We start from the raw sequence: 15,599 nt of genomic DNA, 5'->3' as shown, positions 1-15,599 counted from the left end.
CGGGTCGGGGCCGATGCTCCGCCGCGACAGCCCGCCTGGATTGTCGACATGTACCTAGACCCGTGGGCATCCGATCGGGCGCAACCCGAAGACGAGGCTGGACGGGGCGCTCGGTAGTCCCTGACGTTTCCCGCGCGACACGCCGGGCGGGACGTCGAAAACGTCAGGGACTACCGCAGACCCCCAGCCCCACGCCGGCGCGGAACGGCCGACTGACCGCTCCCCCTCAGTCGATCGCGCTCGCCGCGAACTGCGACCGGTAGAGCGCGGCGTACGCGCCGTCGGCCTCGAGCAGCTCGCGGTGCGTCCCCTGCTCGACGATGCTCCCGGCTTCCATCACGAGGATGACGTCGGCGTCGCGGATGGTGGAGAGCCGGTGGGCGATGACGAACGACGTGCGGTCCTGGCGCAGCGCGCCCATCGCCTTCTGCAGCAGCAGCTCGGTGCGGGTGTCGACCGAGCTGGTGGCCTCGTCGAGGATCAGCAGCGCCGGGTCGGCGAGGAACGCGCGGGCGATGGTGAGCAGCTGCCGCTCACCGGCGGACAGGTTCTCCCCGTTCTCGGTGACGACCGTGTCGTAGCCGTCGGGCAGCGAGCCGACGAACCGGTCGACGTACGTCGCGCGCGCGGCCTCGAGGATGTCGTCCTCGCTGGCGCCCGGGCGGCCGTAGGCGATGTTGTCGCGGATGGTGCCCTCGAAGAGCCAGGTGTCCTGCAGCACCATGCCGGTCTGGGCGCGCAGGTCGTGGCGCGACAGCTCCGTGACGTCGACCCCGTCGAGGGTGATGCGCCCGGCGTCGAGCTCGTAGAAGCGCAGCACGAGGTTGACCAGCGTCGTCTTGCCGGCGCCGGTGGGGCCGACGATGGCGACGGTCTGGCCGGGGCGCGCGACGAGGGAGAGGTCCTCGATGAGCGGGCGGTCGGCGCTGTAGGAGAACGAGACGTGCTCGAACGCGACCTCCCCGTGCCCGCGGGGCGCCTTGGCCGCGGCGGCGGCCTGGGCGGCGACGACGGTGGCGTCCATCTCCTCGTCGGCGTCGAGCAGCTCGAAGACCCGCTCGGCCGACGCGACGCCCGACTGCAGCAGGTTCGTCATCGACGCGACGGTGGTCAGCGGCTGGTTGAACTGCCGCGAGTACTGGATGAACGCCTGCACGTCCCCGATCGTGATCGCGCCGGCGGTCACGCGGAACGCGCCGACGACGGCCACCACGACGTACGAGATGTTGCCGATCAGCATCATCACCGGCATGAGCAGCCCGGAGACGAACTGGGCGCGGTACGACGCGTCGTAGAGCGCGTCGTTCTGCTCGGCGAAGGTCTCCTCGGCCGCGGTCCGGCGGCCCATGACGGTGACGAGCGCGTGCCCCGAGATGGACTCCTCGACGTGGGCGTTGAGCGAGCCGGTGCGGCGCCACTGGGTGACGAACTGCGGCTGGCTGCGCTTCATCACCGCGCCGGTCAGCAGCAGCGAGACGGGCACCGCGACCAGCGCCACGACCGCGAGCAGCGGCGAGATCCACAGCATCATCACGAGGATCCCGACGACGGTGAGCAGCGAGGTGAGCAGCTGGCTCATCGTCTGCTGCAGGGTCTGGCCGACGTTGTCGATGTCGTTGGTGACGCGGCTCAGCAGCTCGCCGCGCGGCGCCTTGTCGAAGGTCGCGAGCGGCATGGCGTGGATCTTGCGCTCGACGTCGGCGCGCAGCTCGCGGATGGTCGACTGCACGACGTCGTTGAGCAGCCACCCCTGCAGCCACGCGAGCGCGGCAGCTGCGACGTACACGGCGAGCACGACGAGCAGCGCCCGCCCGACGGCCCCGAAGTCGACGCCCTGGCCGGGCACGAGGCCGCTCATCCCGGAGACGAGGTCGGCGAGGTCGCCCTGTCCGCTGGCGCGCAGCACCGTCTCGGCCTGCTCCGCGGTCTGGCCGCCGGGCAGCTGCCGGCCGATGTAGCCGGCGAACACGAGGTCGGTGGCGCGCCCGAGCAGCCACGGCCCGAGCGACATGAGGGTGACGCTGCCGATGGCCAGCAGGATCACGAGGGTGGCCTTGGCGCGCTGGGGGCGCATGCGGCGCAGCAGCCGGCGGGCCGACGGCACGAACGCCATGGCCTTCTCGCCCGCGCCCATGGCGCCGGCGGGCCCGGGCCCGCGCTGGGGTACGGCGATGCGCTCGGTCGCGCGCAGCCCGCCGTCCTGCTTCTCGTCGGTCGCACTCATGCCGCCTCCTCCGCGCTCAGCTGGGACGCGACGATCTCGGCGTACGTCGGGCAGTCGTCGACGAGCGTCTCGTGGGTGCCGGCGCCGACGAGGTGCCCGTCCTCGAGCACGAGGATGAGGTCGGCGTCGCGGATGGTGGAGATGCGCTGGGCGACCACGAGCACGCACGCGTCGGTGGTCCACGGCTGCAGCGCGGCGCGCAGCCGGGCGTCGGTGGCGAGGTCGAGCGCGGAGAACGAGTCGTCGAAGAGGTAGATCTCGGGGCGGCGCACGAGGGCCCGTGCGATGGCGAGGCGCTGGCGCTGACCGCCGGAGAAGTTGGTGCCGCCCTGGGCGACGACCGAGTCGAGCCCGTCGGGGAGCGCGGCGACGAAGTCGCGGGCCTGGGCGACCTCGAGGGCCTCCCACAGCTCGTCGTCGCTGGCGTCGGCCTTGCCGTGGCGCAGGTTGCTGGCGATGGTGCCGCTGAAGAGGAACGCGCGCTGGGGCACGAGGCCGATGCGCGACCACAGCAGCTCGGGGTCGACCTGGCGCACGTCGACGCCGCCGACGAGCACGCGACCCTCGGTGGCGTCCATGAGGCGGGGCACGAGGTCGACGAGGGTCGACTTGCCGGAGCCGGTGGAGCCGATGACGGCGACGGTCTGGCCGGGGCCGGCGGAGAACGAGACGTCGGTGAGGACGGGCTTCTCGGCGCCGGGGTGGGTGAAGCCGGCGTGCTCGAAGCGCAGCGTCGCGGATTCGGGCAGGCGTGTGACGGGCTGCTCGGGCGGGTGGACGCTGGAGGAGGTGTCGAGCACCTCGCTGATGCGGTCGGCGCAGACCGCGGCGCGCGGGATCTGCATGAGCATGAAGGTGCCCATCATCACCGACATGACGATCTGCATGAGGTAGGCGATGAATGCGGTCAGCTGGCCCACGCCCAGCTCGCCGGAGTCGACGCGGTGGCCGCCGAACCAGATGACGGCGACGCTCGCGACGTTGACGACGAGCATGACGAGCGGGAACAGGGTGGCCAGCCAGCGGCCGGCGCGGATCGAGACCTCGGTCAGCTGGGCGTTGGCGTCGTCGAACCGGTCGGTCTCCTCGCGCTCGCGCACGAAGGCGCGCACGACGCGGATGCCGGTGATCTGCTCGCGCAGCACGCGGTTGACGGTGTCGATGCGGCCCTGCTGGGCGCGGAAGCTCGGCACCATGCCGCGCACGACGATCGCGACGACCACGAAGAGGGTGGGCACGACGACCGCGAAGATCCACGACAACCCGACGTCGGTGTAGAGCGCCATGGCGATGCCGCCGAACATCATGATGGGCACCGACACCGCGATGCTGCAGGTCATCAGGGTGAGCATCTGCACCTGCTGCACGTCGTTCGTCACCCGCGTGATGAGCGACGGCGCCCCGAACTGCCCGACCTCGCGCCCGGAGAAGCCGGTGATGCGCCCGAACAGCTCCGCCCGCATGTCCCGCCCGACCGCCATCGCGGTGCGCGCCGAGAACCAGACCGCCGTCACCTGGCAGGCGATCTGACCGAGACAGATGAGCAGCATGAGCGCGCCGATGCGCAGCACGTGGCCCGTGTCGCCTCGGGTGACGCCCTCGTCGATGATCGAGGCGTTGAGGTTGGGCAGGAAGAGCATCGCCCCCGTCGACCCCAGCTGCAGCAGCCCGATGGCGAGCAGCTGACGGCGGTAGGGACGCAGGTGGTCACGCAGCAGGCGGAACAGCAAGTGGGCCTCGGTTCGAGCGGTGGGGTACGGCGGCAGTCGCGGTGGCGGCGCGTCTGCGGCGGGGCGCGAGGCCCGTCAGGCGGCGCGTCGCGCGCCGGTCGCCCACGATATCGGGGGTGGCCTCGCCGGGGCTTCCGACTTTCGGCGGGGTTCGGGCGTGCCTCGGGTACGGCGTGTGGGTGCGGCGCGCGACCCGCGTTCGCGGGACGCGGGCGGGCGCGGGGCCTACGGTGGCGCGCGTGGCGTACACGAGGTGGCGGACGAGCCGCGTCATCGCCTGGCCGGGGATGTTCCTGGTGCTGGCGCTGTTCCTGACCCCGGCGCTGGACCACCTGTCGTATCCGCTGCGGACCGCCATCGGTCTCGCCGCGCTCGGCGTGAGCGCGGCCGTGCTCGAGCGGGTGATCTACCGGGTGTGGACCGCGGTCGACGAGGCCGCCGAGCGGCGCGCGGGTGCCGCGTCGTCGTGACCGCTGTGGAAGACGAGCGACCCACGGTCGACATGCGCCACCTGGTCGCGGGCCTCTTCTCCGCCGTGCCCGCCCTGGTGACCGCCACCTTGTAGCTCGCCCCGAAGGTCGACCACCTGCACTGGACCCGGGAGCAGCCGCTGGTGTTCGGCTACATCATCGTGGTCGCGCTGACTCTCTACGTCCTCGTCTCGGCCGTCTGGAACGGAGTGGCCAGGGTCGTCACCCGGACCCGTCCTGCGAGTAACCGCGGCCGCGACCTGCGCTGACGCCGCTCTCCGTCACCGGCGCCGCGTGCGGGGTCAGTCGATGGCGAGGTCGCGCGACTCGCACTCGTCGGCGACGTCGTCGAGCGCGGTCGGCAGCTCCTCGATGTTCCGCGTCTGCAGGTGGCGCCACGCCAGGTCGGCCGCCTCGGCCAGCGAGCGGTAGCGCCGCCCGTCGGTCGCCGCCGCGTTGGCCAGGGAGGCGATCGCGGAGATCTCCCACGTCGTGGGGTCCTCCATCGGCGCGTCGTCGTCGAACGGGTCTTCCCGGTCGATGTCCGCCAGCAGGCTGCACGCCATGGCCGCGTTGCGCTCGTCGCGGTCGCCGCCGTACCCGTCCCCTGCCACCAGCAGCCCGATCGCGATGCCCGCACCGACGCCCACCAGGGCGGCGACGAGCGCGAGCACGGGCCAGGCGAGGCGGTGACGGGCAGGGCTGTGGGGAGGCTGCTGGCTCACGGGGCCCACGCTCCCCCGGTACGACGGCACGAAACGCCCTGCCCGCCCGCCGGCGGCCAGCGGTTCCTACTGTTCACGACGCGCTTTATAGTTCAGCGGTGGATGTAACGACGTCGATCGACGTGCTCGCCCGGTTCGGCCACGCGCTCAGCGACCCGACGCGGGTGCAGGTGCTGCTCGCGCTGGCGGAGGGGCCGGGCTACCCGAGCGAGCTGGCCGGCTCCATCGGCGTATCGCGGCAGGCGATGTCGAACCACCTCGCGTGCCTGCGCGGCTGCGGCCTCGTGGTCGTGGCCCCCGAGGGCCGGCGCAGCCGCTACGAGCTGGCCGACGCCCGCATCGCCCACGCGCTCGCCGACCTGCTCGGCGTCGTGCTCGTCACCGACCCGGCGTGCTGCGGCCCGGACGGCACGGCGACCCCCACCCCCGCCGCACCCGCTGCCGACGCGTCCGGCGCCACCGCGGGAGCGGCTCGATGAGCGTGGAGGCGGTGGCCCTCGGCCCGAGCCCCGCGCGCCGGGACGTGCTGGTGCGGCGCATCCGGCTCTTCGTCGCGCTGACGATCGGCTACAACCTCGTCGAGGCGGCCGTCGCGCTGTCGGCCGGGGCGGCGGCGTCGTCGTCGGCGCTCATCGGGTTCGGGCTCGACTCGCTCGTCGAGGTTGCCTCGGCGGCGACCGTGGCGTGGCAGTTCGCGGGCCGCGACCACGAGGCGCGGGAGCGGGTGGCGCTGCGGGTGATCGGTACGTCGTTCCTGCTGCTCGCCGCGTTCGTCTCGCTCGACGCCGTGCGCGCGCTGCTCGGCGGCCACGAGGCGGAGCACTCGAGCGTCGGCATCGCCATCGCGGCCCTGAGCCTGGGGATCATGCCGCTGCTGTCGTGGGCCCAGCGGCGGGCAGGGCGCGAGCTCGGGTCCCGCTCGGCGGTGGCGGACTCCCACCAGACGCTGCTGTGCACCTACCTCTCGGCGGTGCTGCTTGCCGGACTGCTGCTCAACAGCCTGTGGGGCATCAGCTGGGCCGACCCCGTCGCCGCGCTCGTCATCGCCGCCGTCGCGGTGAAGGAGGGCGTCGGGGCGCTGCGCGGGGACGCGTGCTGCGCGCCGTCGGTGCCGCGGGACCTCGGCGTCGACGGGTCGGACGAGGCGGAGGCGTGCGGCTGCTGCGCCTCCTGTTGAGGTACGGCGGTCAGCCGAGCGCGGCGGCGATCTCGTCGTAGGCGCGGCGGCCGTAGGCCACGAGCCGGGCCTCACGCACCTGCGTCGGGGTGGTGCGCAGCGTCTCGATCGCGCAGGCGATGGCGTCCTCGCGCGGCCACCCGTAGATGCCGGCACTGACGAGCGGGAAGGCGACCGTGCCCGCCCCGAGCTCGTCGGCCACCTCGAGCGCGCGGCGGTAGCAGGACTCCAGCAGCCCGCGGTCGCGCTCCCCTGCGGAGTAGTTCGGACCCACGACGTGGATCACCCACTGCGCTGGCATAGCGCCGGCGGTCGTCCAGCCGGCGTCACCCGTGGCGAGGCCGTCGGGGAACCGGCGCACGCAGTCGGCCGGCACCTCCGGTCCGCCCGCGGCATGGATCGCGCCGTCGACGCCGCCCCCGCCCCGCATCCGCCGGTTCGCGGCGTTGACGACCGCGTCGACTCGCTGCTGCGTGATGTCACCCTCGACGACCGTCACGTCGGCGTACCCGTCCACGGGACCTCCCTCAGTACGACGGTTCCTTGCCGCGACACTACGTCCGAGCGCCGTACCTCGGGACACCGGACACCACGGCGGACGGTGCGCCATACCGCCCAGATGAACCCTGTGCTGGTGTTCTCAGAGGGTCGAATCGCCCGCAGGTCGAGCTACAACCTGAGCCAATGGCCTTTGGTTCGGGACGCATCTCGCACCGCAGCGCATCTTGTCCTGCTCAACGACCGGCAACAACGCTGCACGCATCGGTCAGCTTCGGGTTGCCAGCGCCCTGGCGCGTCCGCCCTCTGCAAGCCGCCTAGATCTGATTATCTTGACCGGGACTGTCGGTACCTCGGTTCCGATTGACTGGGGGAGCAACCGGAAGGACACATGGAGTACAAGCGCCTGCGCCCGTCGCAGACCCTGCTGGACCCGCAGAACCCGCGCCTACCTGACGGTACTTCGAACGACAGAGAGGCCATCAATCGCCTGTTGACGGAGGGCTACACCCAGCTGCTCGCCCTCGCACGCGACCTATGCCACCGCGGCGAGGCGAACCCTACCGAGCTGCCTATCGCCTGGAAAGACGGCAGTAAGTACGTCGTGTTCGAAGGGAATCGACGGTTTGCGGCCCTGAAACTTCTCGCTGATCCGATGCTGGCTGACAACCCAGAGCACCAAGCGACATTCAAGCGACTCAAGGACTCTGGCAAGAAGCCGCCGACCACCATCTACTGCGCGATAACCACGAGTCGAGAGGAAGCCGATCCGTGGCTAACGTTGCGTCACACCGGAGCCAACGACGGCGTGGGCGTGCGTACGTGGAGTGCTCAGCAGACAGCCCTCCACCGCAAGCGGATGAAAGCACCCGTCGACAGCGGCACCGTGCGATCCATCGCAATTGCTGACGAACTGACCGAGGCGTACCAGGGGGACACCGAACTGATAGCCCTGATTAACACGGTACGCGCCAATAAACTGACGAATATCGGCCGCATGTTCACTGGCGTGACCCTCAGCCGGATGCAGTTTCTGATGAAGCAGGCTACGGACGGCGATCCGCAGACGCTCACTGCTCGGCACACCGCGAACCAGTTACACGACTACTTCGTCTGGGCTTTCAAATACCTTGTCGACAACTCGGTTGACGCGTTCAAGAACGACACGCTGCGTGGCGACCTGCTGAACAACGAGGCCGCGACTTTCCTGCCGAGCGCAGCCGACTCGCTTCCAAACCACGTCAGGCTGGCGGATCACCCATACTCACCTCAGATCCACGCGCCGGATGACGACGACTCGACGGACGAAGACTCGGCCGACGGCGCCAATTCGTCTGGCGACGACGCCGGCGCCACCGGCGACAACGGGGATGCTGTCGGCGGCGACAACGGGAAGGATTCGGACGATCACGACACGTCTGGCCCGGGCAGCGGCAGCAAGCGCGACAAGAAGCCCGAACGCTGCCTGTACTCCAAGGTCAATCTGCCGAGCTTGTCGCCCAACATACAGCGGCTGCTGCGAGAGGTGAAGACACTCCCAATCGATGAAAACTACGCGACCGCGTGTGTTCAGGCGCGAGTGATCCTGGAACTGGCGGTCTCTGACCCCAAGGTTCTTGCGTGGTCGGGCAAGAGGGAGAACGACAAACTCGCCCAGAAAATTCGCGGGTGCATCGTCAAATTGGACCCCACCATTGATACCCCTCAGAGAGTCCGTCAGGACCTTGTTCAAGCATTGATGGAGGTCAACGGCATCGGCGTTACCTATATGCACCAATTCATGCACAATCCATCGGCGCGAGCCGATCCTCATCTAGCGCGACGGTTCAGCGAGGCGTTTACACCGCTGCTCAACAGTATCAACGAGGCCTTGAGGTGAGCGGCCCCTCGTATCTTTCACCGCTTCGTTATCCCGGAGGGAAGGCCCGTCTTGCTCCCTATCTGGCGCGCGTGCTCGCGACCCAGTCTGCGGTCATCGACACGTACTGCGAGCCGTACGCGGGCGGTGCCGGCGCGGGCTTGCAACTGCTGTCAGACGGACACGTCTCTAAGGTCATCATCAACGACCTCAACCCCGGAATCGCCGCGTTCTGGCGCTCGGTGTTCTTTGACACTGAGAGACTGGCCGGGCTCGTGTCCGAGTGCGCCGTCAACATCGCTAATTGGCACGAGCAGCGGACTGTCTACCTCACGCCGGATGCTCGGGACGATCTCACGCTCGGCTTCGCTACGTTCTTCCTTAACCGCACGAACCGCTCCGGGATTCTCAGCGCTCGACCTATTGGCGGTCTCGACCAGACTGGGAATTGGTTGATCGATGCGCGTTTCAACAAGGCCGACCTCGTGCGCAGGATTTGCAATCTCAAACAATATGCATCTCAGGTCGACGTGCGAGAACAGCGCGCGGTCGAACTGGTCCGCACACTCAATAGGCGCACTAGGCCAGTGCTTCTCTACGTGGACCCGCCCTACGTGGTGCCGGGCGAGGAGCTGTACATGACCGACCACTCGTGGGGCGAGCATGAGCAATTGAAACAGGTGCTGACCAAGTCTCCTCACCCGTGGATCCTGACCTACGACGCAGACGAAAGAACGCGTGCGCTCTACGGGAACTTCCGCTGCTTGCGGTTCGGCATCTCTCACACAGCCCAAGTTCAGAAGGTAGGTCGCGAGTACATGTTCTTCAGTCGCCGCCTCCGAGTGCCGGATCTGCACGTCATGCGCGACGAGGGCGTATGGGTGAACAAGCCCGCTAACTAGACACTGCCAAGAGATCCCACCATGGGATACAGGTCGCGACACCAGTAACGATGGTGTGAACTGGCGTGGAGGCGGCGGGCCAACCATCTGCGCCGGGGGAGGGGCGCTTCAGCTTTCCAACGCCAGTCTAGGGACCGAGTCGACTCGCCACCGTGTGAGAGTCTTGGGCTATGGAGTACTGGCCCAACCCGGCCCACAAGCGGGAAACGACAGAAGCCGGACCGCCTCAGTGGCGGCCGACGAAGGCCCTTTGTCCTCAAGACATGACTGTGCAGGAGCGTGACGAACTTCTGGAAACTGCAGTGCCGCTACACGACGGTCCGTCCTCCCGCCGCTTCAACGTTCGCCGGTTGCCCGATGGAAGCCTTCAGATGTTCGATGCGAAGTGCCACGACCCTTCGGGTCCCGCCTTCCATGCTCATCCCGCGAGTTTCGTTCCCGCCAGAGTGCTTCGAGTCTTTCGCGACAGCGGACTCATCACTGATCCCGAGTACAAGCGACTGGTCAAGGAGTTCGGGCAACCGTGATCGGCAACTCGCAGACTTTTGGGATCCGCCTCCTGCCGGTTCAGCCTTCGTGGGATACGAGGTATGCACCAGAACGAGCCGGCTGGGCAGGGATGGAGATCTGGGTCAACGGAAACAACCTGTGTCGCCATGTCGTTAGCGGCGAGTCTGTGATCCGTGACCAGGTCTTCGTTCCACTCGCTCCGGTAGTGGATTGGCTGGTCAATTCTGCGACCCGGATCGCGTTCGAGGAACGCACGGGTCCCTACCCAGGGTCCGGAAAGTGGCACCTTGACAAAGTCCGCTGGGCGGACACCTCGCCGGAGCTGGGGCTGTCGGAGGACCAGTGGCTCGACGAGCGTGATGCTTGGTGGCAGGCGCATTTCTTGAGAGCCGGATCCGACGGTTCGCTGCTCCCCGACTTGGCAGTCGGGCGTGACGACGAGATGATGGTCCTGCAATGGGATGACGGGTCGCATTCAGTCGCTCGCTTCCCACTGCGCTTCATTACTCCTTCCGGCGCGGCGCGATTGCCGTGGAACACCGGTTTTGAGGTGCTGTCGGAGTTCGCCCGGCAAGTTGCTGCGTCCGTCTCGCACGTTGACGAATTGGGCTACGACTGGGTGTCGTCAAAAGACCCGATTACCGCTGGACCGAGAGATGACGCGTGGGCTCTCGAGATGTTCGTCGGCCAGTCACTCAGCAGACTCCGGAATTTGATGGACACCGATGGAGACGCCGCGGTGTACAACGCTCTGGGACTCGATCCCGGCTGGCACGACCCAGCCGAGAGCGTGTTATGCCAGGTCTTGCGAGACCTCACGCCGACTATCTCCGCCGATCTGCTTTCCTCCGTCTTGGATTTGGGGAAGGACCCGCGCGCTGGCGATACAAGCGTCTGGCGCGACCTGCGTGCTCGGGTCCACGAGGCTGTAAGGCCGGCCAAGAGCGGCATCGAAGCCGGCTACCTAGCCGCCACCGAGGTACGACGGCACTTCAGTAGCGATGCCCTCCCGGTTGGAGATTTACAGACCGCCCTCCTTGATCCCCTGAACATTTCGGTGCAGGACGCCGGGGTGCCCGGGCGTGGAAACGACATGGCGGTCGCTGCAAGCGAGACCAGTCCGCCCGTCATCCAACTCTTCAAAACGCCAAAGAACCAATCGTCTTGGGGACGCCGGTTTGAGCAGGCTCGCGCACTCGGACACGTGCTGTGCGACCCGGTTCGCCACGATCGAATTGGTGCGGGGTCAGGAGACTTCGCGCAGGGCATCCGTCGACGGCGGTCGGGCGCGTTCGCTGCGGAACTCCTTCTGCCGACTTCAGGTATCCGAGCGGTGCTGGGTGACGCGCCCGTCGAGCATGCGTTTCCAGAAATCTTGACCACGTACGGTGTTGGAGCGCGTACGGCGGCCTACCAGATGTGGAACCACGGCTTCCTCGCAAGTGAGGAACGTCGAGATGACCTCATCGACGCGTACGCGCGGTCCGACGCCTTTCGTTGACCTATCCAACGTTAGACACTGCGTTTAGCGACTCGTCCATTCTAAGAACTAAACACACCGCGCCCATCCGGACGCTGAAAGACCGACCTGATTTTCGCGGGCCAGGCCCGCTTGTCACTCTTGTTTCCGCAGTCATCACCAGCACGTCGAGCAACGTAGGCACCTTTCCGAATGCCCTAGTTCCCGTCCACGCCGCTAGGAGCGCGTTGCGACTCCCTGCCGGTAGTCGAAGCTTGGACTACTACCGCAAGCAGGAGCGCGCCCCAACGCCCGTCGACAGGGCCGGGTCGACTTCGGCTGTATATCGCCGTTAGCCATGACCATACTGGTGTCTCGGGCCGAGCCAGCACCGCAGCGGACCGCCGGGTGGAAGGGTCAACTGACTTCCAGCCGGCCGGAGTTCCATACGGTGCTGGCCCAGCGCACGCCGTTGTTGGGCACTCTATTGTCGAGACCCGCTCCACCGCTCGGGTGACAATCGCAGGCGTGACAGATTGAACCGTCTTCAGCCATCATCACTGCCTCGCGTCACGGAGATCATTTGGCGCCGTTGCAGTCGGGGTAGGCCGACCGCTAGGGCACCCACCACTGACGTGGCAGTCCCGCCGGCCGACAAGATGTTCGCAACAGTAGCTACAACGCCGTGCGCGGCCACCCAAAGCTTGACAACTACGGTGAAGCCTGCGAACGCGGCAATGAGAAGCCCGATGTGTTCTCTGAGCATTGCAAACACGTGCGAAGAGTAATCCGCGCGCAACGCTCCGGGACCGCTTCTTCTATCTTCCTACCTTCTGGCTCCGGCTCGTACCATTCAGTCCTGCGCCGAAGATCTCTGGCGGGCCTCGATAGTGTTAGGGCCGACAGCACGCCTGCCGGACTCACATCGCCCGGGGTGAGTTGCGGTGGCTGCAGTCCAGTCGTAGCGCTCACTAAGGGGTCTCGTCGTAGTCATCCACACCGCGGCGAGGCGGCAGCGGATGCCCTCAAGGCGGTGACGTCGTCAAAGGCGGCAGCGTGCAGCAGCGGGGTAGACGCGGTGGTCAACGCCCGAGCGGGGGATGCCGGACGGGGCGACGCCGAGAGCGATCATCACCGCGGGAGGCCGGGGCCGCTGGCCGACCAATTGCACCAGTTTCTGGACGCCCGCGCAACGCGTGGCGCGGGTGTCCGATCAGAACGCGACTTACATTTTGACAGAGAATCTAGTCAAAATTCGAACGCTCACACTTGGGCTCGACCAGAACGAACCCGCTAATGAAGAGGGGCGTCGTACTGGTGTGAAACCCCCTCACACCACCGACAGCGGCAACAGCTTTCGACCCGTCGGCCCCACCTGGATCTCGGTGCCCATCTCGGGGCAGACGCCGCAGTCGTAGCAGGGCGTCCAGCGGCAGTCCTCGACCTCGACGTCGCTGGAGCCGTCGGCCACGGCGAGCGCGTCCTCCCAGTCGGCCCACAGCCAGTCCTTGTCGAGGCCGGAGTCGAGGTGGTCCCAGGGCAGGACCTCGTCGTACTCACGCTCGCGGGTGGTGAACCAGTCGAGGTCGACGCCCGTGCCGGCCAGCGCCTTCTCGGCGGAGGTGATCCAGCGGTCGTAGGAGAAGTGCTCGCTCCAGCCGTCGAAGCGGCCGCCGTCGCGCCAGACCTCCTCGATGATCGCGCCGACGCGGCGGTCGCCGCGCGACAGCAGTCCCTCGATCGTGCCGGGCTTGCCGTCGTGGTAGCGGAAGCCGATGGCGCGACCGAACTTCTTGTCCTCGCGCACGACCTCGCGCAGCTTGCGCAGCCGCTCGTCGGTGGTCTCGTGGTCGAGCTGCGCGGCCCACTGGAACGGGGTGTGCGGCTTCGGCACGAACCCGCCGATGGAGACGGTGCAGCGCACGTCGTTGCGCCCCGAGACCTCGCGGCCCTTGGCGATCACCCGCTTGGCGAGCTCGGCGATCTGCAGCACGTCCTCGTCGGTCTCCGTGGGGAGGCCGCACATGAAGTAGAGCTTCACCTGGCGCCAGCCGTGGGAATAGGCGGCGGCGACCGTGCGGATGAGGTCCTCCTCGGTCACCATCTTGTTGATGACCTTCCGCATCCGCTCGCTGCCGCCCTCCGGCGCGAACGTCAGGCCGGAGCGCCGGCCGTTGCGGGAGAACTCGTTGGCCAGGCTGATGTTGAACGCGTCCACCCGCGTGCTCGGCAGCGACAGTGAGACGTTCGAGCCCTCGTAGCGGTCCGCGAGGCCCTTCGCGACCTCACCGATCTCCGTGTGGTCGGCGCTGGAGAGCGACAGCAGGCCGACCTCCTCGAAGCCCGACTTGCGGATGCCGTTCTCCACCATGTTGCCGATCGTCTCGATCGAGCGCTCCCGCACGGGCCGCGTGATCATGCCGGCCTGGCAGAAGCGGCAGCCGCGCGTGCAGCCGCGGAAGATCTCGACGCTGAACCGCTCGTGCACCGTCTCCGCGAGCGGCACCAGCGGCTTCGCCGGGTACGGCCAAGCGTCGAGGTCCATCAGCGTGTGCTTGCGCACGCGGTGGGGCACGCCGGGCAGGTTCGGCTCGTACGCCGTGATGGTGCCGTCCGCGCCGTACGAGACGTCGTAGAACCGCGGCACGTAGACGCCGCCGGAGACCGCCAGGCGGCGCAGCACCTCGTCGCGCGGGCCGAGGCCCAGCTGCGGGTTGCCCGGGCAGCCCTGGGTCTTCCACTCCTGCACGACCTCGGAGATCGCGAGCACGACCTCCTCGCCGTCGCCCAGCACCGCGGCGTCGATGAAGTCCGCGATCGGCTCCGGGTTGAAGGCCGCGTGGCCGCCGGCGAGCACGATCGGGTCGCCCATGTCGCGGTCGCGGGTGTGCAGCGGGATGCCGGCCAGGTCGAGCGCGGTCAGCATGTTCGTGTAGCCCAGCTCGGTCGAGAAGCTGAGACCGAACAGGTCGAAGGCCCGCACCGGGCGGTGGGCGTCGACGGTGAACTGCGGGATCGGGCCCTGCTCGTCACCGGCCCGCAGCACGGCCTCCATGTCGGGCCACACAGCGTACGTGCGCTCCGCGACGATCCAGTCCCGCTCGTTCAGCACTTCGTAGAGGATCTGGACGCCCTGGTTGGGCAGGCCCACCTCGTAGGCGTCGGGGTACATCAGCGCCCAGCGCACCGTCGGGCCGGTGCCGGCCTGCTCGCCGCAGTCCCAGTCCTTGACGGTCGAGTTCAGCTCGCCGCCGACGTACTGGATCGGCTTCGAGACGCCCGGCAGCTTCGGCTCCAGGCGGGGGAACACGGACTCGGGCCCGGTGGTGGTGGGCGCGAAGGACGGCACGAGGACACCTCGGTGGTCGGGGACGGTGGTGCAGCCTGGTTCCAGGCCAACGGCAAGGGTACGGCGCGAGCCCCGCGCCTGCCGAGTCTGCGGCCGCCGTGCCCGTTAGGTTCGGGGCCCCGCCACCGAGGAGGCCGCAGTGACGACCGCGCTCGTGCTCGACGACGTGCCGCTCACGGACGTCGCCGACGACCTGGTGCACCACCTCGTCGCCGCCGGCGAGGACGTCTCCCTCGTGCCGACCGCCGCGATCGTCGACCCCGGCCGGCCGTGGGGCGGGCCGTGGGCGGAGATGGTGCGCTCCCCCGACCTGCCGCCCGACCGCGCCGACGCCGCCGACGCCTTCGTCATCAGCACCGTCGTCGCGCTCGTGGCCGCCGGCACGCTGCGGGCGGTCGACGAGCCGGCCGCGCCCGACGCCGTACCCGACCTTGCATCCGACCCCGTCCTCGACGTGCTGCGCTCGGCACGCGAGCGCGGCGCCGACGTGCTCCTCCTCGTCGAGCCCGCGCCCGACGAGACCGACGCGTCGTGGGCCGCGCTCGCCGCCCGCTTCCCCACCGCCCACTGGCTCGACGCCAACACCGGCGAGGTCACCGCCCGCGGGGCGACCCCGCCGCGGCCCGCGCCCACCGCCGACGAGGCCGTCGGCGCCTTCGACGCCTCCCGCGTCGAGCCGTGGGCGTGGCTGGACTGA

14 protein-coding genes are annotated in these 15,599 nt (G+C 68.5%); 9 read left to right on the top strand and 5 right to left on the bottom strand.

Annotated elements, in window-relative coordinates:
• Positions 1–226: 226 nt before the first annotated feature.
• Together ACOACO_RS16870 and ACOACO_RS16865 are read right to left on the bottom strand one after the other, a co-directional pair.
• Positions 227–2,224 (bottom strand): ABC transporter ATP-binding protein, encoded by a 1,998-nt coding sequence (locus ACOACO_RS16870; RefSeq protein ID WP_420297451.1) that lies wholly within the window; start codon positions 2,222–2,224, stop codon positions 227–229.
• The gene (locus ACOACO_RS16865; RefSeq protein ID WP_420297450.1) at positions 2,221–3,954 is read right to left on the bottom strand and encodes an ABC transporter ATP-binding protein; all 1,734 of its coding nucleotides are present in this window, start codon (positions 3,952–3,954) and stop codon (positions 2,221–2,223) included. The genes ACOACO_RS16870 and ACOACO_RS16865 overlap by 4 nt, the downstream gene beginning before the upstream one ends.
• 239 nt (positions 3,955–4,193) lie before the next feature.
• Here ACOACO_RS16865 and ACOACO_RS16860 point away from each other — a divergent pair, with 239 nt between their 5' ends.
• Together ACOACO_RS16860 and ACOACO_RS16855 are read left to right on the top strand one after the other, a co-directional pair.
• Positions 4,194–4,424, top strand: a complete 231-nt coding sequence (locus tag ACOACO_RS16860; protein WP_420297449.1) for a hypothetical protein — start codon at positions 4,194–4,196, stop codon at positions 4,422–4,424.
• Between the two features lie 143 nt (positions 4,425–4,567).
• Entirely contained in the window at positions 4,568–4,693 is a 126-nt protein-coding gene (locus ACOACO_RS16855; RefSeq protein ID WP_420297448.1) for a hypothetical protein, read from the top strand.
• Positions 4,694–4,726: 33 nt separating this feature from the next.
• Here ACOACO_RS16855 and ACOACO_RS16850 read toward each other — a convergent pair whose 3' ends face one another.
• On the bottom strand, positions 4,727–5,149 hold the full coding sequence (locus ACOACO_RS16850; protein WP_420297447.1) for a hypothetical protein: 423 nt from the start codon (positions 5,147–5,149) through the stop codon (positions 4,727–4,729).
• Positions 5,150–5,247: 98 nt separating this feature from the next.
• Here ACOACO_RS16850 and ACOACO_RS16845 point away from each other — a divergent pair, with 98 nt between their 5' ends.
• Both ACOACO_RS16845 and ACOACO_RS16840 read left to right on the top strand, forming a co-directional pair.
• Positions 5,248–5,628, top strand: a complete 381-nt coding sequence (locus ACOACO_RS16845) for an ArsR/SmtB family transcription factor (protein WP_420297446.1) — start codon at positions 5,248–5,250, stop codon at positions 5,626–5,628.
• Complete coding sequence (locus tag ACOACO_RS16840; RefSeq protein WP_420297445.1) at positions 5,625–6,326, top strand: cation transporter; 702 nt, start codon at positions 5,625–5,627, stop codon at positions 6,324–6,326. Before ACOACO_RS16845 ends, ACOACO_RS16840 begins: the two co-directional genes overlap by 4 nt.
• 10 nt (positions 6,327–6,336) lie before the next feature.
• Here the strand turns inward: ACOACO_RS16840 and ACOACO_RS16835 are convergent, their stop codons facing one another.
• On the bottom strand, positions 6,337–6,843 hold the full coding sequence (locus tag ACOACO_RS16835; RefSeq protein ID WP_420297444.1) for an O-acetyl-ADP-ribose deacetylase: 507 nt from the start codon (positions 6,841–6,843) through the stop codon (positions 6,337–6,339).
• A gap of 372 nt (positions 6,844–7,215) precedes the next feature.
• On the opposite strand from ACOACO_RS16835, the gene ACOACO_RS16830 reads away from it, so the two are divergent.
• The 4 genes from ACOACO_RS16830 (at position 7,216) to ACOACO_RS16815 (ending at position 11,595) form a co-directional block, all read left to right on the top strand.
• Positions 7,216–8,703, top strand: a complete 1,488-nt coding sequence (locus tag ACOACO_RS16830) for a hypothetical protein (RefSeq protein ID WP_420297443.1) — start codon at positions 7,216–7,218, stop codon at positions 8,701–8,703.
• Positions 8,700–9,584, top strand: coding sequence for a DNA adenine methylase (locus ACOACO_RS16825; protein ID WP_420297442.1), 885 nt, complete (start codon positions 8,700–8,702; stop codon positions 9,582–9,584). The genes ACOACO_RS16830 and ACOACO_RS16825 overlap by 4 nt, the downstream gene beginning before the upstream one ends.
• 263 nt (positions 9,585–9,847) lie before the next feature.
• Entirely contained in the window at positions 9,848–10,111 is a 264-nt protein-coding gene (locus tag ACOACO_RS16820) for a hypothetical protein (protein WP_420297441.1), read from the top strand.
• Positions 10,108–11,595, top strand: coding sequence for a hypothetical protein (locus ACOACO_RS16815; protein WP_420297440.1), 1,488 nt, complete (start codon positions 10,108–10,110; stop codon positions 11,593–11,595). Before ACOACO_RS16820 ends, ACOACO_RS16815 begins: the two co-directional genes overlap by 4 nt.
• Before the next feature lie 1,288 nt (positions 11,596–12,883).
• Here ACOACO_RS16815 and ACOACO_RS16810 read toward each other — a convergent pair.
• On the bottom strand, positions 12,884–14,902 hold the full coding sequence (locus tag ACOACO_RS16810) for a TIGR03960 family B12-binding radical SAM protein (RefSeq protein WP_420297439.1): 2,019 nt from the start codon (positions 14,900–14,902) through the stop codon (positions 12,884–12,886).
• A 139-nt stretch (positions 14,903–15,041) separates the two neighbouring features.
• Between ACOACO_RS16810 and ACOACO_RS16805 the strand changes: the two genes are divergently transcribed.
• Positions 15,042–15,599, top strand: coding sequence for a hypothetical protein (locus ACOACO_RS16805; RefSeq protein WP_420297438.1), 558 nt, complete (start codon positions 15,042–15,044; stop codon positions 15,597–15,599).

It is taken from the genome of Nocardioides sp. CPCC 205120 (genome assembly GCF_048654585.1).
Taxonomy (GTDB): Bacteria; Actinomycetota; Actinomycetes; order Propionibacteriales; family Nocardioidaceae; genus Nocardioides.
Note: the sequence above shows the minus strand (reverse complement) of the source record. Positions and strands in the feature narration are given on the sequence as shown.